The 23,158-nt window shown below is 68.4% G+C and carries 17 protein-coding genes and 5 pseudogenes; 11 read left to right on the top strand and 11 right to left on the bottom strand.

Annotated elements, in window-relative coordinates; genetic code table 11:
* The first annotated feature begins 36 nt into the window (after positions 1-36).
* The 3 genes from KM933_RS10115 to rfbA are packed head-to-tail and all read left to right on the top strand — an operon-like array spanning position 37 to position 2,809.
* Entirely contained in the window at positions 37-1,707 is a 1,671-nt protein-coding gene (locus KM933_RS10115; protein ID WP_260333324.1) for an acyltransferase domain-containing protein, read from the top strand.
* Positions 1,647-1,940, top strand: coding sequence for a DUF6059 family protein (locus KM933_RS40570; protein ID WP_430727296.1), 294 nt, complete (start codon positions 1,647-1,649; stop codon positions 1,938-1,940). Before KM933_RS10115 ends, KM933_RS40570 begins: the two co-directional genes overlap by 61 nt.
* On the top strand, positions 1,937-2,809 hold the full coding sequence (gene rfbA / locus KM933_RS10105) for a glucose-1-phosphate thymidylyltransferase RfbA (protein WP_221350407.1): 873 nt from the start codon (positions 1,937-1,939) through the stop codon (positions 2,807-2,809). The genes KM933_RS40570 and rfbA overlap by 4 nt, the downstream gene beginning before the upstream one ends.
* Before the next feature lie 84 nt (positions 2,810-2,893).
* Here rfbA and rfbB read toward each other — a convergent pair whose 3' ends face one another.
* From rfbB to KM933_RS10070, 7 genes and pseudogenes are all read right to left on the bottom strand, one after another.
* Positions 2,894-3,889, bottom strand: a complete 996-nt coding sequence (gene rfbB / locus KM933_RS10100) for a dTDP-glucose 4,6-dehydratase (protein ID WP_221350405.1) — start codon at positions 3,887-3,889, stop codon at positions 2,894-2,896.
* A gap of 75 nt (positions 3,890-3,964) precedes the next feature.
* Positions 3,965-4,930: a hydroxymethylbilane synthase gene (gene hemC / locus KM933_RS10095; protein WP_260333323.1), complete on the bottom strand. Its 966-nt coding sequence runs from the start codon at positions 4,928-4,930 to the stop codon at positions 3,965-3,967.
* 283 nt (positions 4,931-5,213) lie between these two features.
* Positions 5,214-6,218 carry an IS3 family transposase gene (locus tag KM933_RS10090; protein WP_221350403.1) on the bottom strand — a complete coding sequence of 335 codons (1,005 nt, stop codon included), beginning with the start codon at positions 6,216-6,218 and terminating at the stop codon, positions 5,214-5,216.
* Between the two features lie 241 nt (positions 6,219-6,459).
* Positions 6,460-7,053 (bottom strand): hypothetical protein, encoded by a 594-nt coding sequence (locus KM933_RS10085; RefSeq protein WP_221350401.1) that lies wholly within the window; start codon positions 7,051-7,053, stop codon positions 6,460-6,462.
* A 26-nt stretch (positions 7,054-7,079) separates the two neighbouring features.
* Positions 7,080-7,205 (bottom strand): annotated as a pseudogene (locus KM933_RS10080) (ATP-binding protein); the annotation flags it as partial.
* A 66-nt stretch (positions 7,206-7,271) separates the two neighbouring features.
* Positions 7,272-8,186, bottom strand: coding sequence for an MBL fold metallo-hydrolase (locus KM933_RS10075; protein ID WP_221350399.1), 915 nt, complete (start codon positions 8,184-8,186; stop codon positions 7,272-7,274).
* Between the two features lie 40 nt (positions 8,187-8,226).
* Positions 8,227-9,489 carry an MFS transporter gene (locus tag KM933_RS10070; protein ID WP_221350397.1) on the bottom strand — a complete coding sequence of 421 codons (1,263 nt, stop codon included), beginning with the start codon at positions 9,487-9,489 and terminating at the stop codon, positions 8,227-8,229.
* A 131-nt stretch (positions 9,490-9,620) separates the two neighbouring features.
* On the opposite strand from KM933_RS10070, the gene KM933_RS10065 reads away from it, so the two are divergent.
* The 3 genes from KM933_RS10065 (at position 9,621) to KM933_RS10055 (ending at position 11,916) form a co-directional block, all read left to right on the top strand.
* The gene (locus KM933_RS10065; RefSeq protein ID WP_221350394.1) at positions 9,621-9,830 is read left to right on the top strand and encodes a hypothetical protein; all 210 of its coding nucleotides are present in this window, start codon (positions 9,621-9,623) and stop codon (positions 9,828-9,830) included.
* Positions 9,817-11,208, top strand: a complete 1,392-nt coding sequence (locus KM933_RS10060) for an amidase (RefSeq protein ID WP_221350392.1) — start codon at positions 9,817-9,819, stop codon at positions 11,206-11,208. Before KM933_RS10065 ends, KM933_RS10060 begins: the two co-directional genes overlap by 14 nt.
* A gap of 144 nt (positions 11,209-11,352) precedes the next feature.
* Positions 11,353-11,916, top strand: a complete 564-nt coding sequence (locus KM933_RS10055; protein ID WP_221350391.1) for a TetR/AcrR family transcriptional regulator — start codon at positions 11,353-11,355, stop codon at positions 11,914-11,916.
* A 144-nt stretch (positions 11,917-12,060) separates the two neighbouring features.
* On the opposite strand, the pseudogene KM933_RS10050 reads toward KM933_RS10055, so the two are convergent.
* Together KM933_RS10050 and KM933_RS10045 are read right to left on the bottom strand one after the other, a co-directional pair.
* Positions 12,061-12,705 (bottom strand): annotated as a pseudogene (locus KM933_RS10050) (type III PLP-dependent enzyme domain-containing protein); the annotation flags it as partial.
* A gap of 665 nt (positions 12,706-13,370) precedes the next feature.
* Positions 13,371-14,187 (bottom strand): annotated as a pseudogene (locus KM933_RS10045) (IS5 family transposase).
* A gap of 632 nt (positions 14,188-14,819) precedes the next feature.
* Between KM933_RS10045 and KM933_RS10040 the strand changes: the two are divergent.
* Together KM933_RS10040 and KM933_RS10035 are read left to right on the top strand one after the other, a co-directional pair.
* Positions 14,820-15,578 (top strand): hypothetical protein, encoded by a 759-nt coding sequence (locus KM933_RS10040; protein WP_221350389.1) that lies wholly within the window; start codon positions 14,820-14,822, stop codon positions 15,576-15,578.
* A gap of 240 nt (positions 15,579-15,818) precedes the next feature.
* Positions 15,819-17,522, top strand: a complete 1,704-nt coding sequence (locus KM933_RS10035) for an IS1182 family transposase (RefSeq protein ID WP_308013324.1) — start codon at positions 15,819-15,821, stop codon at positions 17,520-17,522.
* 65 nt (positions 17,523-17,587) lie between these two features.
* Here the strand turns inward: KM933_RS10035 and murJ are convergent, their stop codons facing one another.
* On the bottom strand, positions 17,588-19,150 hold the full coding sequence (murJ, locus tag KM933_RS10030; protein WP_221350385.1) for a murein biosynthesis integral membrane protein MurJ: 1,563 nt from the start codon (positions 19,148-19,150) through the stop codon (positions 17,588-17,590).
* A gap of 133 nt (positions 19,151-19,283) precedes the next feature.
* Between murJ and KM933_RS10025 the strand changes: the two are divergent.
* The 3 genes and pseudogenes from KM933_RS10025 to KM933_RS10015 all read left to right on the top strand — a co-directional run.
* Positions 19,284-19,697 (top strand): annotated as a pseudogene (locus KM933_RS10025) (transposase); the annotation flags it as partial.
* 43 nt (positions 19,698-19,740) lie between these two features.
* Positions 19,741-20,505: pseudogene (locus tag KM933_RS10020) on the top strand (transposase); the annotation flags it as partial.
* Between the two features lie 84 nt (positions 20,506-20,589).
* Positions 20,590-21,423, top strand: a complete 834-nt coding sequence (locus KM933_RS10015) for an NAD(P)H-binding protein (protein WP_221350593.1) — start codon at positions 20,590-20,592, stop codon at positions 21,421-21,423.
* A gap of 879 nt (positions 21,424-22,302) precedes the next feature.
* Here the strand turns inward: KM933_RS10015 and KM933_RS10010 are convergent.
* Entirely contained in the window at positions 22,303-22,902 is a 600-nt protein-coding gene (locus KM933_RS10010) for a TetR/AcrR family transcriptional regulator (RefSeq protein ID WP_221350383.1), read from the bottom strand.
* Positions 22,903-23,158 lie beyond the last annotated feature (256 nt).

Here is a 23,158-nt window from a genome sequence, read left to right as displayed (position 1 = left end):
GGCCGCCCACGGGCCACACGACGTCAGGAGACACAGTTGTCCTGTACAGCTCTGAACGTTGTCACACGAGATCTGACCGTTCTCGAGGAACCTCCGGAGGGGCAGTCGCCGGCCGGCGCGCAAGGCGTCGACACCGCCCTGGACGCGTTCGGGCTCACCGATTCACCGACGCGCGCCGGCACCGTCGTCTTCCTGGTGACCGGTGACTCCCCGCCGTCGCCGCACGGCGGCGTCGAGGATGTCGCCGTGCGCACCGCGGAGTCGGCGGTGTCGGCCCTGGTGCTGGCGCACGCCGAACTCGTCGACGGCACCAAGGACGTGGCGCTGGTGCTGGCCGGTCTCGGTGAGCCGGGACCCGTCCGGGCCAGCCGGGTCACTCTGAGCAGGGTGCCCCGGGAGGACGACCCGGCGTCGGCGGGCGACACCACACGGATGCTGCTCTGGTCCGGCAGCGGCGCGGGCGACGAGACACGGACCCGGGCCCGGCTCCGCCTGGTGGTCGACGGGATGACGGACGACGTCTTCCGCGCCCTGCCCGCCGTGGTGCCGTGCAGACCATGCCCGGGCCCTGTCCGGGCCGCCGCCCTGTGCAACTCCGTGAACCCTACCGCCGCGCTGGACGCGGCCAAGGCGTTCACGGCCGACCGCCCGCGTCCGGTGGCGCTGCTCTTTCCCGGGCAGGGCTCGCAGCACACGAAGATGGCCTCCGGGCTCTACCGGCACGAGCCGGTGTTCACCGAGGCCGTCGACACGGTGCTGGACCTGATGGGCGCCGAGGGTGCGGCGATCCGCGCCGACTGGCTCGCCCCGCACCGGCCGGTCATCGACATGGACGACGTCCGGCGCGCGCAGCCGCTGCTGTTCGCCGTGGACTACGCACTCGGAAAGCTGATCATGAGCTGGGGAGTGCGTCCGACGGCACTCCTCGGTCACAGCGCCGGCGAACTCGTGGCCGCCGCCTTCGCCGGCGTCGTGTCCCTCCCGGACGCCGTGACGATGATGCGTGAGCGCGTCCGTCACGCACTGTCCGTCCCGGCGGGCGGAATGCTCGCCGTCGCGGCGTCCGAGGCTCAACTGCGCCCCTATCTGATCGCCGAGGTGGCCGTCGCCGCGGTCAACGCCGAACTGCAGACCATGCTGGCCGGCCCCGCGGCCCAGCTGTCTCTCGTCGAGAAGCGACTGCGTGCCGACGGCCACACCGTCGTGACGGTGCCGGCGACCAGCCCCTTCCACTCCCCCGCGATGGCCCCGGCCGCCGAGGCCGTCGAGCGGGAATACACGCGGATCGGTTTCCGGTCCCCCGACCTTGCGCTCTACTCCGGCTACACCGGCGGGCTGATGAGTGAACAGGACGCACTGAGCCCGCGGTTCTGGGCCCGGCAGATTACGGACACCGTGTATTTCCGGCAGGCCCTCGACCAGCTGCTCGCCGCGGAGGACACGCTGCTGGTCGAGGCCGGACCGCGCCAGACCCTGACCGCGTTCGCACGCCGGCACCCTGCGGTGCGCAGTGGGGCGAGCGCGGTGGTGCCGGCGCTTCCGGCCCGTCCCAGGGGTCCGGCGGCGGACCGCCGATCCCTGCTGGGCGCCGTGGCCCGGCTGTGGACAGAGGGCCACGATCTCAACGTCGCCTCGTTCTCCGGGCCATGGGCGGACGGCGAGGACCGAGCCGCCCCCTCTTCGCCTGTCGCGCCGGGAGGCCGATGATGCTCTCGCGTCTCCTGCACGCGATCGCCAGAGGGCTGATCGCCGCAGGGAGCATCTGGGTGTACGTCCCACCCGTCCGGCATCTCGACGAGCCCGGTCCGAGACATCCCGAGAGGCTCCTGCGCGGGATTCCGCTCAGCGAGGCCGAGCGCGATCTCGAACGTGCGCTACGAGTCGGCGGAGCCGTGCCGTCCGTGAACCCCATGCGATTCCGAAAGGGCAAACGCACATGAAGGGCATCATACTCGCCGGCGGGGTGGGAACCCGTCTGCATCCGATCACCATCGGCACGTCGAAACAGCTTCTCCCCGTGGGCGACAAACCGATGGTCTACTACCCGCTCTCGGTGCTCATGCTCGCGGGCATCCGGGACATACTCATCATCACCAAACCCTCCGACACACCGAACTTCCAGGCACTCCTGGGAGACGGCTCCCACCTGGGACTGCACGTCTCCTACAGGGAGCAGCACTCCCCGCACGGTATCGCGGACGCGATCCTCATCGGGGCCGGCCACATCGGGGACGGTCCGGTAGCGCTGATCCTCGGTGACAACATCTTTCACGGCAACAGCTTCTCTGCAACGCTGACGGAGAACGCCAGAAGCGTCCATGGATGCGTGCTGTTCGGCTACCGGGTCAACGACCCCCGGGAATACGGCGTGGGAGAGAGCGACGTCAACGGCAATCTCATCTCCATCGAGGAGAAACCCCAGCACCCTCGCTCCAACCGCGCGATCACCGGCCTCTACCTGTACGACAACGACGTGGTCGACATCACGAAGAACCTCCGGCCGTCGGCGCGCGGCGAACTGGAGATCACCGATGTGAACCGCGTCTACATGGAGCGGGGCCGGGCCCGACTCGTGGATCTGGGCCGGGGATTCGCCTGGCTGGACACCGGAACGCCGGAATCGCTGTTCCAGGCGGGCCACTACGTCCGTACGCTCGAAGAGCGCCAGGGGGTGCGGATCGCCTGCATCGAGGAGATCGCGTTGCGCATGGGATTCATCGATGCCGACGCCTGTCACCGGCTGGGCTCCCGGATGGCCTCCTCGGACTACGGCAAGTACGTCATGGCCATCGCCTCCGACCGGGGTTGAGCCGACGACCGTTGGGCCCGTACCCGAAGTTCACGGGCGGGCCCAGCAGCCGGCCTTCGCCGCGATCGCGGCCGGTCCCGCCCGTCAGCCGACGGGGGCGCCGAGCGTGGCAGCACGCCGGGCCAGCGGCTCCCACCAAGCCCGATTCTCGCCATACCAGCGGATGGTGTCGGCCAGCCCGTCGGCAAAGGCAATCCGGGGTTCGAAGCCGAGCTCGTCCCGGATACGCGAGGCGTCCAGCGAGTATCGCCGGTCATGTCCCTGGCGGTCCTGAACGTACTCCACCCGGTCCCAGCCCAACTCGAGTTCGGCGAGCACCCTGCGGGTCAGCTCACTGTTGGTCAGCCCGGTGCCGCCGCCGACGTTGTACGTCTCCCCTGCCCGGCCCGACTTCAGCACGAGTTGAATCGCGCGACAGTGGTCGTCGACGTGCAGCCATTCGCGCACGTGCCGGCCGTCACCGTAGAGCGGCACCTTCCCGCCGTCGAGCAAACGCGTGACGAAGAGCGGAATGATCTTTTCGGGGAACTGGTAAGGGCCGTAATTGTTGGAGCACCGAGTGACGGTGGTCCACAGACCATACGTTCGATGGAAGGCCCGAACGACCAGATCGGACGCGGCCTTCGACGCCCCGTAGGGTGAATTGGGCTCCAACGGGGACGACTCGGTCCAGGAGCCCTCCTCGACCGACCCGTAGACCTCGTCGGTCGAGACGTGCACGAAACGTTCCACACCAGTGCGCCGGCAGCACTCCAGGAGAGTGTGCGTGCCGACGACATTGGTCGTGATGAAGGGCGTGGAACCTGCGATCGATCGGTCCACATGCGATTCAGCGGCGAAATGCACGACCGCGTCGTGCCCTGGCAGGACATCCATAAGAAGATCAGCGTCGCAGATATCACCCCGCACGAACGTCAGGCGCGGGTGATTGTTCGGAAGACTGGTGAGCGTGCCCGAATAAGTGAGCTTGTCCAGCACCGTCAGCCGGTCTTCCTCGTGCCCATGGTAAGCGTCAGCGAGGAGGCTGCGGATATAGTGGGAGCCGATGAAACCAGCGCCGCCGGTAATGAGAAGATTCATTTGGCATTCCTTTCGATCGTCGTTCAGGCCCTGCCGACGGCACTACGCGACGCACGGACAGAACCTGCCGATGCATCAGCGACCGGCGACCGGATCGCCCCTGATCCCGTCGAGGACGGAACGCGCACCCCGGTCGATCAGCTCCTCGGCCAGCGCCGCACCGAGCTTTTCCGGCTCGCCGACCGTGCCGACGAGGCTGCCCGTGACGCGCCGGGTGCCGTCGAGCGACGTGACCTGGGCGAAGAGAGTCAGGGAATCGTCCGGCCCTGTCTGCGCGTACGCGCCCACGGGCACACTGCACCCGCCGTGCAGCTCAGCGAGCAAGGCCCTCTCCGCGCGCACCTGACCGTCGACAGTCACGTCGCCCACAGCGGAGAGGATCTCCTTGAGCTCAGCGCTGCCGTCTCGCACCTGAATGCCGAGCGCGCCCTGACCGGGCGAAGGCGGGAAAAGGTCGAGGGGCAACAGCTCACCGATCGCGTCATCGAGACCCAGGCGTCTGAGCCCCGCGACAGCCAGAACCACGGCGTCGAGCCCTCCGGCCTCGATCTTCTTCAGACGCGGAGGCACATTCCCCCTGATCGGAACCACTTCCAAATCCGGTCGCACGGCCAAGAGCTGAGCAATCCGCCGGGGGGAACCGGTTCCCACCCGTGCGCCTTTTCGCAGTCCGGACAGCGTGGCCCCGCACAGCGCGTCCCGCACGTCCTCACGGCCAGGAGGCGACAGCAGAATCAGGCCGGGCGGATTCACAGTCGGCAGGTCTTTCAGCGAGTGGACGACGACATCCACGTCACCACTGCTCAGTGCCGCCTCCTGCGCGGAACTGAAGGCACTTCCACCGTAGACCGCGGACACTTCGGAAATCCGAGACTTTCGGTCCCTGTCGCCGCCCTCGAGAATGACCCGATGCTTGAACTCAACCTCCGGGAAACCATCGAGAAGAAGGGCGAGATACTCCCGAACCTGAGCTTTAGCGAGATTACTTGCTCGCGAACCAACTACGTAGGCCGACACGGAAATCAACTCCTGCACACTCATGGACCTCCATGACTGCTTGTTTTACAGGGACGAACTCGACCTGCGGTCGACTCTCGTTTGCGCGGACGATCCGGCACGAGGGGCCGACCGCGCCCTTCGACCCATGGGGGACGTCAGAAGCCTGCCGAAACGACGCAGCACCCGCGCCCGGCCGGAACCAGGGCCGGGCGACAGGATTGACGGTGTCCGAGGTGAATCGACTCTGTCGGAGATCTTGGAGTTTCCCGGCGCGGCAGCATGGCCAACGGGCATGCCCGGGTCGTTCCGATGACTGATGCAACCGTCATGGTGGTGCCCGTTGTCCCTCCGCCCCCGTTCCGGCGGGCAAATCCCGCCTCTGACTGCGCAGATCGCGCGGGCGAGCAATCCGGGCGGCACGGCGGCGATATGGGTGCGTGACCGGCTGGGACGGCCTGTGGTGCGACGAGGACTTCGAACTGTGGTCGCTGATTGAGCCGTTGCTGCCCGTGCCGGCACCGGAGCTGGTCGAGGGCAGACTGGGGCCTTGACCCCGGATTTCGAACACGTCCATGCGGCTTGGGTCAGGGTAGTTGCCGTTCGTTGGAGGGCGTTCTCGTAGGCGATCGGAGATCGTCGACCGAGGCGGGAGTGCCGGCGGCGGGTGTTGTACCGAGTCAGCCGGCGGAAGGCGTCGAGCCTGGCCTCGTGCTCGCTCGACCAGCCTTTGCGTCCCTTGAGCGTCTCTCTTTTGCTCGGTGGCCGTGAAGGCGTCGATGACGAGCTCGGTCCGCATGTGATCGGCGATCGCCCACCCGGCCCGCCGGCGCGGGGCGAGGTCGATGACGGTCGCGAGATAGAGCGGTCCCGAACCGCTGACCGGCAGATATGTGATGTCGCCGACGCACTTCGTGTTCACCCCGGTCGCGGTGAAGTCACGTCCGATCAGGTCCGGTGCCTTTGCCGCGGCCTGGTCCGCGAACGTGGTGCGGTGCCGGCGGCGCAGACGGACGCCCTCGAGCCGGATGGTCCGCATGATCCTCGCGACGCGCTTGTGGTTGACCACCGGGCCGTCCTCGTCGCGGAGTTCCACGGTGATCCTGGGAGTCCCGTAGGTGCCGTCGGAGTCCTGGTGGACCGTGCGCATCCGGGCCGCGACCCGGGCTTCGGCGATCTGCCGGGCCGCTCCCGCGCCTGCGGTGCGGCGCCGGTAGTAGAAGCTCGATCGGGCCAGAGCGAGGATGTCGCACAGCCGCTTCACGCCGTATCGGCGCCGGTGATCGTCAACGAACTGGCAGCGGTTCACCAGCGCGTCTCCGTCGCGAAACACCGGGCCGCCTTGCGGAGAATGTCCCGTTCCTCCCCGAGTTCACGGATCCTCCTGCGGGCCGCGGCCAGCTCCGCCTGAACCACGTCACCGCCGGCCGGCGAGGCGGCGGGCGGCTCGGAGTGGGCGCCAGGCCGGCGCAAGATCCAAGTGTCTCCTGTGTCCAAGACCCGGCTTCAAGGCCCGAGTGCTCCACCAAGTACGGAGATACGTGCACCAGCAGGGAGGCTGTGAGCCAGTCACGTCATCGTGTGGGCATGGCGGTGGCAGGAGGATGAACCTCCAGGATGACAGCGGTGCCGGCGACGGTTCGGTCCTCGTGCATGGTGATCTGCTGGCCGGCCCGGACGTGCATCCAGTGGGCGGGAGTCAGAGGCACGAGACGGACCGTGGCTCGCCCGCCGGGTTGCAGAATGGGCATGTTCTCAACCCAGAGCGCGGCGATGCTGACCGAACGTCCACCGATGGGTGAGAGGTGTCCGATGTCCCACATCGGTCGCAGAACACCGGAGTGGATTGGCGTCGTGCGTCGCGCCTCGGCGGCAGCACGGAGCGTCAGATCCGCCCGGATCACGCCGTTGCGGATCTCGGAGCACCGCCAATGGCACCAGGCCGCGCTCCGCTCCATCCGGAGCTGCTCAGCCGCTTCGGCGAGCTTCTCCCAGAACGTCAGAGGGAGCGAGCGAGCGTCCCCGAGTTCCTCCAGCAGACTCAGGGTGATCTCCCACTCGTCGTGGACGAGGTAGTCCCAGATGTCTCGCACCGTGATGTCGTTCTCGGTGGCGGTATCTTCCGGAACCAGCAGGGAAGCTGATTCGAGCAACTCAGGGACGTCCATGCCCTCATTGTCGACCAGCTGAACTATCAGGCCGTGTCGTCCTGTTCTCGTTCGATGGCGGCGAGCCGGTTCTTGAGCCTGTGGCTGGGGCCGTTGATGGAGATGACACCGCAGTGGTGCAGGAGACGGTCGAGGATGGCGGTGGCCAGGACAGCGCTGTGCGAGCCGTGTCCGGCCGCGCGGAGTGCCGGCCGGACACGGGCTGGGCCGCGACCGGGTCAGTGCGGGTCGGCGGGGACGGGTGAGAGCCGGTAGGCGCCCTCCTGGGTGACGACGCGGCCGGCGGTGGGCGGCGCGAAGTGGGTGCCCAGGACGAGGGTGTCCGTGCCGGCGAGCGAGCCGAGCAGCGTGCGGCGCGAGGCCTCGGACTGCTCGGGCTCGATGTCGACGCAGGCCCCGATGGTGGGATGGGCGAGCTGGACGGGGTGGTGGATGCAGTCGCCGGTGATCAGAGCCGTCTCTCCGCGGCTGGTCAGCTCGACGGTGACGTGGCCGGGGGTGTGCCCGGGGGTGGGGATCAGGCGCAGGCCCGGGACGACTTCGACACCGTCGGCGGGGACGTCGACGAGGTCGAGCAGCCCCGCCGCCTCCACCGGGATCACGGAGTCGCGGAACATCTGCTTGCGCGCCTCCTCCATGTCGTACCCGACCCAGAACTCCCGCTCGACGCGGGAGGTGATGTAACGAGCGTTGGGGAAGGTGGGAACCCACTCGCCGTTCACCTCGTGGGTGTTCCAGCCGACGTGGTCGGCGTGCAGGTGGGTGAGGATCACCAGGCCGACGGAGTCCGGGGGGAACCCGGCGGCGCCGAGGCGCTGAAGGTAGTCGGTGTTCAGATCATGCCAGGCGGGGTTGGCCCGCTCCTTGCCGTTGCCGATGCCGGTGTCCACCAGAATGCGCAGCCCGCCGACGGTGAACGCGAAGCTGTGGCTGTCGATGTGCAGGATGCCCTCGTCGTCGGCGAAGTCCGGGCGCAGCCAGTCCTGCCCGGCGACGACGTCCGGGGTGGCGTCGGGCAGCAGCCACGGTCCGGTGGCCGACGGCAGCAGGATCTCGTCGATGCGGTGGACGGTGACGTCGCCCACGGTCCAGGAGGGGATGGCGGTCGGGTCGGTGGCCGGTGCAGTGCTCATGATCGGTCGTTTCCCTTGCTCTCGTTATCTCGTTATCTCGTTACGGAAGGTCGTTGTGTGCGCTGTGGGCTGCCCCGCGTCTCGACATGGCGAGTGTTGCCAGGGCCGCTACGGCGAGCAGGGCGGCGGCGATGGCGTAGGCAAGTGCGGTGGTGCGCAGCCCGTGGTGCTGGGTGGCGGCGCCCGCGGCGATGGCGGGCAGGCTCATGGACAGGTAGCTGAGGACGTAGTAGGCGGCCAGGGTCGCGGCGCGGTCCTGCTCGTCGATGGAGGCGAGCGTCATGCGCAGCGCCCCTTGGGAGACGGCGCCGAAAGCGACTTCGGCCAGGGCCGCGCCGCCGTAGACGGCGGGCAGGCCGGCGCCGTGCAGGCCGAGCAGGCTCAGGGCCGCGGACGGGATGACGGCCAGGGTTCCGCCGGTGGCGGCGGCGCGCGGCGCCGTGCGCCGCAGTGTCCACACGGTGAGCGTGGCCGCGGTGGTGAGTACGAAGAAGACCATGCCGCCGGCCGCCTGTGAGGCACCTGAGGCCATGAGGTGCACGAGCGCCGGTCCGAGGGAGGAGTAGAAGCCGCCCAGCGCCCAGATGGCGACGACAGCGGTGCCGACCGCCAGCAGGGCGCTGCGCGCCGACGGCGGCACGGCGAGGTGGGGGCGCAGCGACCGCAGGGCGCCGGTGTGCGGGCGGGCCGTCTCCGCGGTGAACGTGACCGCGATCGCCTGGGCAGCGAAGAGGACCGCCAGCAGGGCGTACACGGTGACCGTGGGCGCGGGGGCGAAGCGGACGAGGAGGGTGGAGGCGAGGACGCCGGCGGCCATGCCCGCCACGGGCGCGATGCTGTTGGTCAGGGCGGACCGGCCCGGACGCAGGGGGTCGTGAAGGTCGAGGAGGGCCGCTCCCGCGGCGCTGGTGGCCGCGCCGGTGGCCGCTCCCTGCAGGATCCGGGCGGTGATCAGCACTCCGGCGCCGTCCGCCGTGGCCAGCATCAGCATGGAGGCGGCCTCCAGCAGCAGGGCGCCCACCAGGACGGGGCGCCGCCCGAGGTGGTCGGAGAGCGCTCCGGTGGTGAGCAGGGCCAGCAGCAGCGTCAGGGAGTAGGCGCTGAAGACCACGGTGATGGTGAGTGCGGACAGGTCCCAGGCGTCCTGGTAGTGGGGGTAGAGGGGCGTCGGCGCACTGGATGCCGCGAGGAGGGCGGCCAGGATCGAGGCGTCCAGGACGAAGGACGCCGCGCGGTGGGCGCTCTGGGTGCGGGCTCCCGGGTAGTTGGGTCGCGCAGGTGCGCGGGGTGTGACGGTGGGCATGGGACTCCTTGGCGCTAAACGCAATGAGTTTGCTTTAAAGCACCGTAGGTTCTACAGTCGGTTAAAGCAAACTCTTAGCTTTTGGTCTCGGGGGTTGCTCCGCCCCCTCCAGTCCTGAGGAGAGAACGTCCATGTCCTCCGCGGAACTCACGCCGTCGGAAGCGGCCCGTTGGGCCGCCCACGCCGGGCTCCCGCTGCCTGCCGACCGCCACGCCGCGGTCGCAGCCACCGCCGACCACATCCACTCCGTCGTCGCGGTCCTGCGGGAGCTGGACTTCGGGGAGACCCCGCCCGCCCCCGCCTACCGCGCTGAACAGGAGAACCACGATGCAGCCGTATGAACTGCCCCTGACCGCAGCCGCCGACGCGATCCGGGCCCGGCAGCTGTCCCCCGTCGAGCTGGCTGACTCCGTCCTGGAGCGCATCGAACAGGTGGAGCCGCACCTTCAGGCGTACGTCACCGTCACCGCCGAGCACACCCGCCGGGCCGCGCGCGAAGCCGAGAACGACCTCGCGGCCGGCCGCCACCGCGGTCCGCTGCACGGCATCCCGATGGGCCTCAAGGACCTGATCGACGTCGCCGGCGCGGCGACGTCGGCCAGCTCCCGCGTCCGAGCCGACCACCGCGCCCAGGCCGACAGCGCCGTCGCCGCACGCCTGTCGGCGGCCGGAGCCATCCTGGTCGGCAAGACCCACACCCACGAGTTCGCCTACGGGCTGACCACCCCGCAGACCAGCAACGCCTGGGACACCGGCCGGGTCGCCGGCGGCTCCAGCGGCGGATCCTCCGTCGCCGTCGCCGCGGGCACCGCGACCTTCGCCCTGGGCACCGACACCGGCGGATCGATCCGGGTGCCCGCCGCGCTGAACGGGGTCGTCGGCCTCAAGCCGACGTACGGCCTCGTCCCCCGCCACGGCGTCACGTCCCTGTCCTGGTCACTGGACCACGTCGGCCCGATCACCCGCACCGTCGAGGACGCGGCCCTGGTCCTGGCCGCCCTGGCCGGACACGACCCGCGCGACCCCGCGTCCCTTACCACTCCCGCCGTGGACTACCGGCCGGGCGCAGGTACGGACCTGACGGGGCTGCGCGTGGGCGTACCGCGCAACTACTACTTCGATCACGTCGACGCGGAGGTGGAGGCTGCCGTCCGGCGCGCGATCACCCGGCTTCGGGCCCTTGGCGCGCGCCTCGTGGAGGTCGAGATCCCCATGACCCGCTACATCCAGGCCACCCAGTGGGGTCTGATGGTGCCCGAGGCGACCGCCTACCACGAGAGCACCCTGCGCACCGCCCCCGAGCTCTACCAGGACGACGTCCGCATCCTCCTCGAGGCCGGCGAACTGATGCCCGCCGGGGACTATCTGCGGGCCCAGCGCGCCCGCACCCTCATGCGGCAGGAATGGGCACGCATGCTGCAGGCGGTCGACCTGATCGTCGCCCCCACCGTCCCGGCGACCGCGGTCAAGGCCGGCCAGGAGACGATCACCTGGGCCGACGGCACCGTCGAGGACGTCTCCGACGCCTACGTACGCCTCTCGTCTCCTGCCAACATCACCGGGGTGCCGTCCCTGTCCTTCCCCGTCGGCCACGATGCGGCAGGCATGCCGATCGGCATGCAGCTGCTCGGGCGACCGCTCGGAGAGAGCGCGCTCCTGCGAGTCGGTCATGCCTACGAGCAGACCCAGCCCGCCCGCGAGCTCGCTCGCGCAGCGTGAACGAGCGCTCGGGCCCGGCCTCACCAGTCGGCCGGGCCCGAAAGCGCCGTTCGGCTCCGATCGGCCAGGTGCCGCAAGAAGAAGACCGTCGCACGGAGGTGGGCCGCTCGCTAGACGCAATGATTTTGCTTTAAGGTGGGTTTTATGAGCAGGCAGATGGTGCGCCCCGGCGGGCGCAGCGCCCGGGTCCAGGCATCGGTCCACGCCGCCGTACGCGAACTCGCGTCGGAAGTGGGCCGGGACGCCCTGACCGTACCGCTGATCGCCCGGCGTGCGGGCGTGACACCGTCGACGATCTACCGCCGCTGGGGGGATCTGCAGGAGCTGTTGTCGGACGTAGCGGTCGAGCGTCTGCGGCCCGACACCGCACCCAACGACCACGGTGCCCTGTCGTCCGACCTGACAGCCTGGGCCGAGCAGTTCCTCGACGAGATGGCCTCCCCCACCGGCCGGGCCTACATCCGTGACGCCCTGCTCGGCGACCCGGACGGCAGTAACGCCGGCCAGTGCTCGGCCTACGCCGCCGAGCAGATCGGCCTCGTCCTCACCCGCGCCACCGAACGCGGGGAGAGGACGCCCGAGGTCGAGACGGTCATCGACCGTGTCGTCGCGCCCATGATGTACCGCATCCTCTTCCGCCCGGACGGACTCGACGCCACGTACGCGCGCCGGCTCGCCGCAGAGGTCCTCGGCCAGACCGGCCCGTGACCAGGTGATCGCACCGGCATGCCCCGCTGGCAGCGCCTGCGATCCCGGGCCTCGGAGACCGGCAGGACCTCGCCGCGTCCCCGGTCCTCCGGCGGGCGGTCCCAAGGGCGTACCCGGAGCACTTCCCGAGCACGCCGAGGCAAGTCACCAGCCGGTGACGCGTTGCCGGAAAGCCTCGGTCACGGGCGCGCCGCCTGTGCTCCGGGGGCCGTCGATGACGTGGTAGCCGTGGTGCTGGGCGGCGGTGGCGCGGGCGTGGTTGGGCAGGATACGCAGGCGGGTGCCGACGGGCAGGTCGGGAAGATCGGCACCGTCGCGGGCGGTGAGGGTGCCGTGCTCCTGGCTCGCGGCCGTCATGACCAGGCCGTGGATCGGGTTGCCGTCCAGGTCAGTGGCCAGGCCGTAGCCCTGGTCCGTCTGCTGGGCTGCGGTGCCGCGGTCGTGGGACATGGCCATCCAGCCACCGTCGGTGAGGATCCATCCGTACTCGGGGCGGTGGCCGATGACGGTGACGACGACCGGGAGGGCGAGGTCATCGATGTCGCAGACGCCGGCCATCACCAGGTCGAAGAAGACGTAGTTGCCGGCGCGTAGTTCGGTGACCCCGGTGAGGTCCTCGGCGGCATGGGCGGTGAGGGTGGAACCCACGCTGACGGTGTCCACCGGCAGGTCGGCCGCACGCAGCCGCTGGGCCACGGCGACGGCGGTGTCGCGTTCGTTCTTCGCCGCCAGGCGCTGTTCTTCGGCGGTGTAGGCGAAGCAGGGCTCGCCCGCGTGCGTGAGTACGCCCCGGGCGAGCCGCGCGGCAACTCACCCTCGACAGCAGCGATGACACCTCGCTCGCGATCGAGGCCGTCGTCGACCGGGCCCGCGCCCGCTACGGACACCGGATGCTCTACCCGGCCAGCCTCGCCGTCCGCACGCGCACGCCAGAGAACCGAACGTGGTAGTCACCCCGGGTGGGCAAGCTCCGGCGGGCGGGGGACGGGACAGAAGGAGCCTGGCGCCCGGTCCGGCTCGTCCTGGAACGCCTGGCAGGCCGAACCCATCGTTCCTGCGTACTGCAGGAAGCCGGTGGCGGTGGCGAGGGGCTCAGAAGGAGGCTCGCAACATCCCAGGTGGGCAGCTGCCGGATCTGTTCCGCCGGAACCGGCGGTATGAACGTGTACCTCATGGGCGCGCTACGGCGTGGCACCGACAGCCGATTGCCGTACCTCGTCAGGGGGACACTGATGGGCCGAACCGGTGACGGCGCACCTCGGTGCTCGTCCTGTCGGGTGGAGGGTGAGGTCCGGCAACAGTCCGCAGGCGAACCCGGCCGATCGCATCTCACGCGTCCTCACCGGTGCCTGCGGAGCGTCTGGCGCGGCGACCGGAGCCTCCGGCGCCGTCCTGAGCCGCCTTCTTCGGGGGTTGAGGAACATCGGAACGAAAACCGGCGCTAAGACGATGTCCTATGTGGTGAGTCGGACGAGCCGTTTGTAGCAGCACAGGGCGGCGGCGAGGCCGAGAAAGCCCAGGTAGTTGCGGGGATGGCGCTCGTAGCGGGGACTGAGCCTGCGGTAGCCGGACAGCCAGCTCATGGTTCGCTCGATGACCCACCTGCGGCGCCCTAACCTTTCGCTGGATTCGATGCCTTTGCGGGCGATCCGCACGCCGATGTGCTTTCCCCAGAGCCACTTCCGCAGGTGAGGTTGTCGTAGGCCTTGTCCGCGTAGAGACGCTGGGGCTTGAAGTGGCGGCCGTTGTGGGGGTCGTGTCTCGTTTGGTGGCCCTCGACCATGGGCTTCAGTCCTTCGCTGTCGTGGACGTTCGCCGCGGAGATGCCGACGAGAAGGGGCAGTCCGTTCGCGTCCGACAGGATGTGCATCTTGGAGCCCGGCTTTGCCCGGTCCACGGGGCTCGGACCTGTGTGTTCGCCCCTTTTTTAGCGCGTACGTGAGCGGTGTCCAGGACGATACGGGTGACGTCGATGAGGCCGGCGTCGTCGAGCTGGTGCAGCACGGCCTCATGCAGGCGGCCCCACACCCCGGCTCTGGACCAGATCAGGAACCGGCGGTGCGCGGTTGACTTCGGTATGCCGAAGCAGGGCGGCAGTTGGCGCCATGCGCAACCGCTGACCAGCACGTAGATGATCGCCGCGAACAGCGTCTCATCAGGCGTGTCCTGCGTTCCGCCGCCCTGCGGCCGCACTCTCGACGGCGGGATCAACGACTCCGCGATCTCCCACAGCCCATCCGGAACAATCCAACTCCACGTACCTCGCCCCATACACAGCACAACGAGCGATCACCACATAGGACATCGTCTAAGAGGTCGTTTTCATCTACGAAGCCCGTTTCATCCCAACAGGTCGCAGTGTCGAGACGTGACTATTGGGGCGATGGCTTCTCTAGAACTCAGAGTGACTGAGGCGGTGCTTCAAATTTCCGTTTCATCTGAGCAAGTTCCGTCTCATCCCAAATATTGCCTGCATGGGCGATCCGCCCCGTAGTTGCCCCCGCCGGTCCGGCACTCAGGAAGCGCAAGTATTCCAATGAGGCAGTTGTGGCGGTGCAAAATAGATGAAAACGACCTCTAAGGCATCAGGATCACCATCGGTGTCCCGGACGAAGCCATGATGATTCTCGGCCTCCCACGTCCGGGCGTTGCAAGGGGGAACCAGATGGGTCCCTCGCGGGTCGACCGGGGCCAAGCCTACTCGAAACCCCGTGGGACGTGCCGTCGGTGTGCCACGACCCACATGACGTCGCCATATTTTTCGAGAGTTGTTTGTTCGGATCAGAGGGTCGAACGCGAACAATGCCTGAGTTGCTACACCTGGAGCGGATGACCGACGGGTGCCGGCCTTCCAGGCGCTGATCACAGGCTGCCGACCAACGCCCACGGTCACGATCCGAGTAATGGCAGATCCAGCGACCGGAGAGAATGTGATCGAATTGGCTCGCAAATGGCGGACGTCGCTCGCCGGCACGCTCGCGGCGGCGTTCATAATGGCGTCCACGGGTGTTTCGGCGGCCGATGCAAGCGCAAGCACCGACGCCTCCGACGCCTGCGTGGACGCGGTGACCGAGGCGTCACCGAAGGGCCGTGTCAACGTGACCTGTTACCGGGGAATCGCTACCGTCACCTCGAAGGCGACCGGGCGGTCGAAGACCTACTCCTACGACGAGATGCGCCCCTTCGTCGGTTACGTCGATGGCCTGTACCGGGGCCGCACCGAAGACGATCTGATCTACGGAACAATAGAGAACGGCCAGTGGGTGTTCCGTAGCACCATCTTCGTCCGCGCCATCATCAGTCTCGGCCAGTATCAGCATCAGTGGCTGGAGATCTACTGGAACCAGAAGGACGGCCGCGACGTCAACCTCTCGATCAACGCGCAGATGAAGCGCTACATCTACTGGCCTGGGACCGATGTGGTCGAGGACAGCGTCGTCTACACGACGTCCTACTACTCCAAGGACTACAAGGCGTCCAAGATCCTGTTCACGGAGCATTCCGACCGGCAGATCTTCTACTACAACCTGACCAATATGGTTGTGAAGGATCTCGGGCAAAACGATACGTTCCCCATCATTGGGGACATCCCTGGCCCGTACTTCCAGTGTTACGTCTACGCCGTGTGCTCCTACCCCAATGGGAAGCCGGTAGATCCGTAGAGCACCGCCACGCCGAGTGGGGCCAGGGTGTGCAGAACCGCCCTCCCCACCCGGCGAGGGTGCAAAAGGCCCGCCTTTCGCTGGATGGGGTGCCGGTAAGAGCGCCGTCACCGATCCTGCTGGCTTATTCCGTGCCCGGCAGGGCTGGCGGCTCGTTGGTCGGAGCAGCAGCGGCCGTCTGGGCGTTCCCGGTCGCGGGTGGGGTGTGGAGTGTCGATGCAGCCGAGGTCGTGGCCGAAGGTGCCTGAGCTGACCGCGCAGGTGGCGCGGGCGGTGGCGGTACGGGGCCCGTACCCGTTGGCGATGCGGGTCCGTGACGAGCTGGGCGAGTTGTTCGCGGACGCCGAGTTCGCCGAGGCGTTCGGAGTCAGAGGGCGGCCGGGCTGGTCACCGGGCCAGCTGGCGCTGGTGACGGTGTTGCAGTTCGCCGAGAACCTCACCGCCCGGGCGGCGGCGCATCGGGGGCGGTACGGCATGGACCTGAAGTACGCGCTCGGCCTGGAGCTGGATGATCCCGGGTTCGACGCATCGGTGCTGTCCGAGTTCCGCACGCGACTGGTCGAGCACGGGATGGAGGAGATGGTGCTCGACCTGCTGCTGACCGCGCTCAAGGACCGGGGTCTGGTGAAGGCCGGAGGCAAGCAGCGCACCGACTCCACCCGCGTGCTGGCGGCAGTACGTGATCTGAACAGGCTGGAGCTGGCCGGGGAGACGCTGCGGGCCGCGCTGGAGGCGCTGGCCTGTGCGGCCCCGGCCTGGCTGGCCCGGGCGGTGCCGGTTCGGGAATGGGCCGAACGCTATGGTCCGCGGATTCACTCCTGGCATCCGCCGGCTTCCACGAGCAAGCGGGAGGAGATGGCTCTGGTCTACGGCCGGGACGGTTTCGCGCTGCTGGAGGCAGTGCATACCCCTGATGCCCCGGCGTGGCTGCGCGAACTCCCGGCGGTACAGGTTCTGCGCGCGATGTGGGTGCAGAATTACCACCGCACCGTGTCCGAGGCCGGAGCGGAGGTGAAGCGGCGGGAGAGCAAGGACCTCCCGCCCGGCAGACTGCGGCTGGCCTCTCCGTACGACGCCGACGCGCGCTACGGCCTCAAACAGGGCTCCTGGTGGACCGGCTACAAGGTCCACATCAGTGAGTCCTGCGACGATGCCGATGACCAGGACCCGGCTTCCGGCGGCCAGGCGCTGATCCCTGGAGCCGACGGACCGCCGCCGCGCTTGATCACCGGCATCGCGACCACCGACGCCACGGTGACCGATGCGGAAATGACCGAACCGGTCCATCACATGCTCGCCGCCCGCGATCTCCTGCCCGCCAAGCACTACCTCGACTCCGGTTACGCCTCCGCCGAATTGATCGTGGGCATGAAGAAGAACTTCGGAGTCACCCTGGTCACCCCGGTCCTCATGAACAGCTCACCCCAGGCGCGTGCCGGCGCCGGTTTCGACCGCACCGCGTTCACCATCGACTGGGACAAGCGGCAGGCCACCTGCCCACGCGGGGACACCAGCACCTGGTGGAGCCCCGCCACCCTGCGCGGCACCAAAGCCATCATCATTATCAAGTTCGACAAGGAGACATGCCGCCCCTGCCCGGTGCGCGACCAGTGCACCCGCTCGAAGACCGGCGGCCGGACCCTCTCCCTGCAACCCCGCGAGCTGCAGGAAGTCCTCGACCATGCCCGCCTCCAGCAGGACGACGAGCAGTGGCGAACCAAGTACGCAACCCGCGCGGGCATCGAGGGAACCATCCACCAGGCCGTCGCGGTCACCGGGATAAGACGTGCCCGCTACCTCGGTCTCCAGAAGACCCACCTGGAGCACGTCTTCTACGCCGTCGCACTCAACCTCATCCGCCTCGATGCCTGGTGGACCGGCCACCCGCTCGACCGCACCCGCGTCAGCCACCTCGCCCGACTCGACCTCTCCCTCACCGCGTGACCCCCGAAATGGCTAAAAGGATCGGTGACAGCGTTCTTGCCCACCCTTGCGTCGCTTGCCTGGACTCAACGCATCCCGGGCAGGCGACGGAGCTCGTTGACTTTCAGCAACCGGGCAAGAAGGAGGTACGCCAGGGCTGTCGCGAGCGCCCCGGCAGCCAATGCGACGGCTGTAGGCCACGTTCCATCTCCCAGGCCAGCGCACGCACGCGCTGCGGCCCAGCCCAGCCCGGCAGCCGGGCCCGCGGCGCAAAACAGTTTCACGTAGGTGCGGCGCAGACCGCCGTCGTCGACACGGCCTCCCAGCCGCCTGCGTAGCAGGGACGCGGTGAGCGCGAGGCCAGCCACGTAGGAGAGGGTGTAGGCCCCGGCCATGCCCACCACCGCCCAACGGGCGGGCATCAGCAGATGACAGGCCGTGGCCAAGGCGATGTTCACGCCCGCGATCCACGCCGCCATGAAGAACGGCGTGCGCGTGTCCTCGAAGGCGTAGAAGCCGCGCAGCAGAAGGTACTGGGCAGAGAACGGGATAAGCCCGAGCCCGAAAGCCTGAAGCATGTAGCCCAGCGGGCGGACCGAGGCGGCGTCGGCTGCTCCGTGGGCGAACAGCAGCGAGGAGATCTGCGGGCCCAGGGCGAGGAAGAGGAAGGCGGCAGGCACGATGACCACCCCGCTGATCCGCAGCGCCCGGGACAGATCCGCGCGTAGATCCGGGATGCGTCCCTCGGCGACAGCCCGGCTCATGCGCGGCAACAGGGCCGTAACCAGGGACACGGTCACGATCGACTGCGGCAGCATCCAGATGGTCTGCGCGTAGGTGTAGGCCGAGTAGCCCGCGCCGGCCTGGGGCAGTTCCTGGTCGGCAGCATTGGCGTAGTTCGTGACCACGGTCAGGGCAACCTGGTTGGCCAGGACGAACAGCAGCGTCCACTTCGCCGCGTGGACGCTCTTGCCCAGGCCCGTACCCCGCCAGTCGAACCGCGGCCGGAACCGGAAACCCGTCGCCCGCGCGAACGGGATCAGAGCCAGGGCCTGCACGGCGATGCCAGCTGTCGTCCCGATCCCCAGCAGCCGCACCTGGCCGGCGGTGATGTCCTCAACCTGGTCGGACACCGCCATCAGCCCCAGGTAGGCGGCGAACATGCCGACCAGCACCACATTGTTCAGCACCGGCGTCCACATCATCGCGCCGAACTTCTCGCGGGCGTTCAACACCTGCCCGTAGATGCTGAACAGCCCGTAGAAGAAGATCTGCGGAAGCAGGAACCGGGCGAACGTCACCGTCAGCTCGAACGCCTCATGACTGTCGGGAGTGTCCCGCATGTACAGGCCCACGATCTGCGGCGCCGCCCACACCGCCAGCGCCGTCCCCACGCCCAGCACGCACACCACGAGCGTGACCAACCGCTGCTCGTAGGCCCGCCCGCCGTCGGGCTCCGTCGTCCGGGCCCGCACCAGCTGCGGCACGAGTACAGCGTTGAGCGCGCCACCGATCAGCAGCGTGTACAGGCTCGTCGGCACGGTGTTCGCAGTGTTGTACGTACTGGCCAGCAGGCCCGTTCCCAGCGCCGCGGCCTGTAGCACCTGACGGACCAGCCCCGTCGCCCGTGTTGCCTGGCCAACGAGCATCACAACCGACCATCAACAGAATTGGCCAGCAGGATCGTCACCAGCCGCAAACGGCGGTGATCTTGCGAGGGCGTCACTCGTGTGGGTGAGTCCTGGGCTGTACGGCTGCGGCGGGTGAAGCTCTGCGAGGACGATCGGCGCCGAGTGCATCGCCGCCACCGGTGGCGACCTGAAGGCTTTCGGCACGGCCGACCGCCTCGCGTCCTTCGCGGGCCTCTCACTCGCGCCCCGGGACTCCGGCCGCGTCAGCGGCAGCATGCGCCGCCCGCGCCGCTACCACCGCGGCCTGCTCCGTGCCTTCTACCTCTCCGCGATGGCCAGCCTGAGAACCTGCTCTGCCTCTCAGGCTTACCACGGGCGCAAGCGGAACGAGGGCAGGGGGCACGAGCAGGCCCTACTCGCTCTGGCCCGCCGACGAGCCAACGTCCTGTGGGCCATGCTCCGCGACGGAGAGTGTTACGAGGCCCTGCCAACCGTCACGGCAGCGGCTCAACGTCGTCATTGGGAAGTTCTTTTTCTTCCAGCCTCGAACGGTGTCTCGTACTGAGTCGCTCACCTGGGGATTCGCCGGACGTAGGGGCGGCCTTCGTCTGATCCTGTGCTCCGGCCAAGATGCACGTGATCGCGACGAAGGCCGTGAGGGCGAGCTCTACGAGTGTCTGACCGTCCGGCGCGATGAGTTGTTCGAGTTGATGGACGCGGTGCTGTGTACGGAGGGTGCGGTGAGGTCCCCGGTGGACCTGACGCTGCTGCCTGAGCACCGGCGTGGACACGGAGCGATGCATGGCGGCCTGAACCCCGGCCGGATGGACGTCGGACGGCTGCGGACGGTGCTGGCCGGGCTGTCGCCCCCGCGTTTTGACGGCGGGCGCCTGGTACTGGCGGTCGACGTGTCACCGTGGCTGCGTTCGGACGCACCGTGCTCGGCGGAACGGCTGTTCCGCCACGTCCACGGCCGCGCGAAGACGGCCTCGCAGTTCATCCCCGGCTGGCCCTACTCCTTCGTGGCCGTGCCGGAGCCGGGGGCCACGTCCTAGACCGCGATCCTGGACGCGGTCCGGCTGGGACCTGCAGACGACGCGACCGCCGTCACTGCTGCCCAGCTGCGGGGGGTTGTCGAGCGGCTCATCGCCGTGGGCCAGTGGCAGGCGGGGGACCCGGATATCGTGATCGTCAGCGACGCCGGCCATGACGTCACTCGCCCGGCCTGGGTCCTGCGCGACCGGCCCGTCGAGCTGGTCGGCCGTGTCCTCTCCGACCGCGTCATGCGCCTGCCGAAACCGGTCGGCTGCCCGTGTCGGCGTACACGTGAACGCGCACAGCCGAGTACGGATGAACGTGCCCACCCGCGGGCATGGTCAGGCGTCTTCTTGACCTGAAGCATGATTGAGCTTCTAGCGTGTCACCTACTCGATCATCTGACGATGGGAAACACGCTCGTGATCCTCGTGACCGGAGCCACTGGAAACATAGGCAGTGCCCTGCTGATGGAGCTGCACGCACGCGGTGTCGGGCCGCTGAGAGGGCTTACCCGTGATGCCGCACGGGCCGTCTTCCCCCAAGGGGTCGAGGCTGTGGAGGGCGACTTCGCAGAGCCGGCGTCATTGAAGCCCGCGCTGGAGGGGGTGCGCTCGCTGTTTCTTGTGTCGCGTCTGGGCTCGGACGCCGACATCCTCGAAGCCGCCCGGCAGGCGGGAGTGCAGCACGTCGTGCTGGTGTCGTCCATCACCGTCCAGACCCACCCGCACCTCGGCCCCGCCGACGAGAACCTGGCGGTGGAGCACCTGCTCAAGGAAACCGGTATGGCCTGGACGATCCTGCGGCCGACGCAGTTCGCGTCGAACGCCCTGATGTGGGCTGCGTCCATCCGTGGCCGCGAGACCGTCCGCGCACCGTACGCCGAGACCGCGCTGCCGACCATCCACCCCGCGGACATCGCATCGGTGGCACGGGTGGCACTGACCGAGCCCGGCCACCACGGACGCACGTATGCCTTGACCGGGCCAGAGCCGATAACCGCCCGACAGCAGGTCGAGGCCATCGCGGCAGTACTGGGTCGGGAGGTTCCCTTCGCCGAGATCAGCCGTCGGCAGGCCCACGCGCAGATGGTCGCGGTCTTCGGGGTCGAGGCCGCGGACGCGGTGCTCGACGTCACTGGTGGAGACGTGAACCCCGAGCTGCTGATGGTGCGCGACACGGTTTCTCAGGTCACCGGAACGCCGGCTCGCCCGTTCCTGCAGTGGGCTTCGGAGAACGCCGACGCCTTCCGTTGAATCGCCAGGGCCCGAGCACGTTCATCCGTACCCAGGTGCGCATTTTCAGGAGTACACCGACACCTCCCCGAAGTCCACCTCGGCATCCGCCCCAGGCGCGTTGCGCCGGACCAGGAAACCCCGACCAGTACCCCGCCCTCCGTGGCAATCACCTGGCGGCTGGCGGTGACGAAGTCCCGCACCGTGGTGTAAGGAAGCGTGACGCCGAACTCTTCCTGAAGCCGCGTACCGATCCGCTCCGCGGTGTGCCGCTGCTTGCACGGCGCTTCAAGATCAGCCCGCAGCCACTCGTCGACCGTCTTCTTGTACGGCTCCATCCGCGACGAGGCCCGCGTCGGCCGCTTGCGCGGCTTCGGCACCGGCGAGCCAGTGCCTCTCGTACCAGACGCCGGTGGACGCCGTACTTCTTCGACAACGCCCGGATCGACAGCTGCTGCCAGTTGTCGCGGCAGATCCGGTCGAACAGTTCTCGCTTGGAAAAGACATCCACAGCACCCACCCTCGGCGGACCACACCCACCGTTCCACCGCAAGGCCCAAGGTGGGGCCACTTCACCTCGCCACTACCCCCAAGTACCTCCGAACGCCCCTTTTCAGCGGGCCAGTTGGAGTCGCCTCGGTGGGGCCGAAAGAAGCCGTCCCAACCACCTTCGCCTGCCCCTGTACCGCCTCCCAGCGTTCGTCGGTGGACTTCGCCCCGCAGTCAGCGCAGACGGGGCGGCGGGCTTCGCGCTCGGCTGCCTTCTTCGCCCTCTGCCCCTGAGCTGCTCGCCGCGCCTGTGCCTGGTACTCCTCCTGCCGGGCCCTGGCCTCTTCCCGGTCGCGGGCACCGGCCGTCTCGCGCCGGGGATTGCCGATCGCTTCCCAACGGGATGACACCTCAACGCTCCGGATGTGATCGCGGATCGGGTCGGCCCTCTTTCATGCGCAGGATCAAGGTGACCGCGTCCTCCGGACGTGTTCCGGGGGTCAGGACCTCCTGCAGGAGAAGGCCGCGTATCGCGGCAACAGTGACGGCGGCCACATTTCGCGCCTCCTCCGTGCCGAGTCCTTCACGTTCCGCGAGTGAGGACAGCATCACGGTCAGGTCGCCGATCGACTCCACGAACTCACAGAAGTCCCCGGGGCTGTACGCGGCCAGTCCGACGACGTGGAAGAAGCCCCGGAAACGCGGCAGCTGTTCCGGCCGGGTGTACGTACGCCAGATCGCCGCGACGAGATCGTCGAAGGTGCCCTTCTGGGCGGCCTGCAAAAGCGCCTCGTTGTCACGGGATCGCTGCGCCGTGAGCATGGCGGCCAGGACGCCTGAGAGCGACCCGAAGTGGTAACGCAACAGTGCGTGGCTGGTCTCGATCCGGGCGGCGACCTCACGGAGCGACATCTCCGGCGAGGGAAGGGCCTCGCCGAAGGCATCTAGAAGCCGTGCCAGGAGCCGCTCGCGCGGCGCGCTGCCCTTGCGTTCTGAAGTTGACAGAATCACTCCTACGGTTTATCCATTGGAAAAGAATCATAGGCGGTCGCATGCTGTTCTGCATACGGACGCAGTCAGCTCGCAACGGCGGAGGATCGACCTTGGGACCTGCTCAGGCAGTCACGCGGCGTCCGCCGATGGATCGGAGCGCGGTCCCAGCAACCTCGGCGTCACCTTTGAGGACGGCCGCCTCACCCAGCCCGGTGCCTCCAGTGCGGCGCGCAGACAGACCTCGTCCCCCGGAACGGCAACCTCGCCGAAGACC

Source organism: Streptomyces beigongshangae (genome assembly GCF_019710745.1).
In the GTDB taxonomy this organism is placed as follows: domain Bacteria; phylum Actinomycetota; class Actinomycetes; order Streptomycetales; family Streptomycetaceae; genus Streptomyces; species Streptomyces beigongshangae.
The sequence above is the reverse complement of the archived record's forward strand: the minus strand, read 5'-3'. Positions and strand labels throughout refer to the sequence as shown.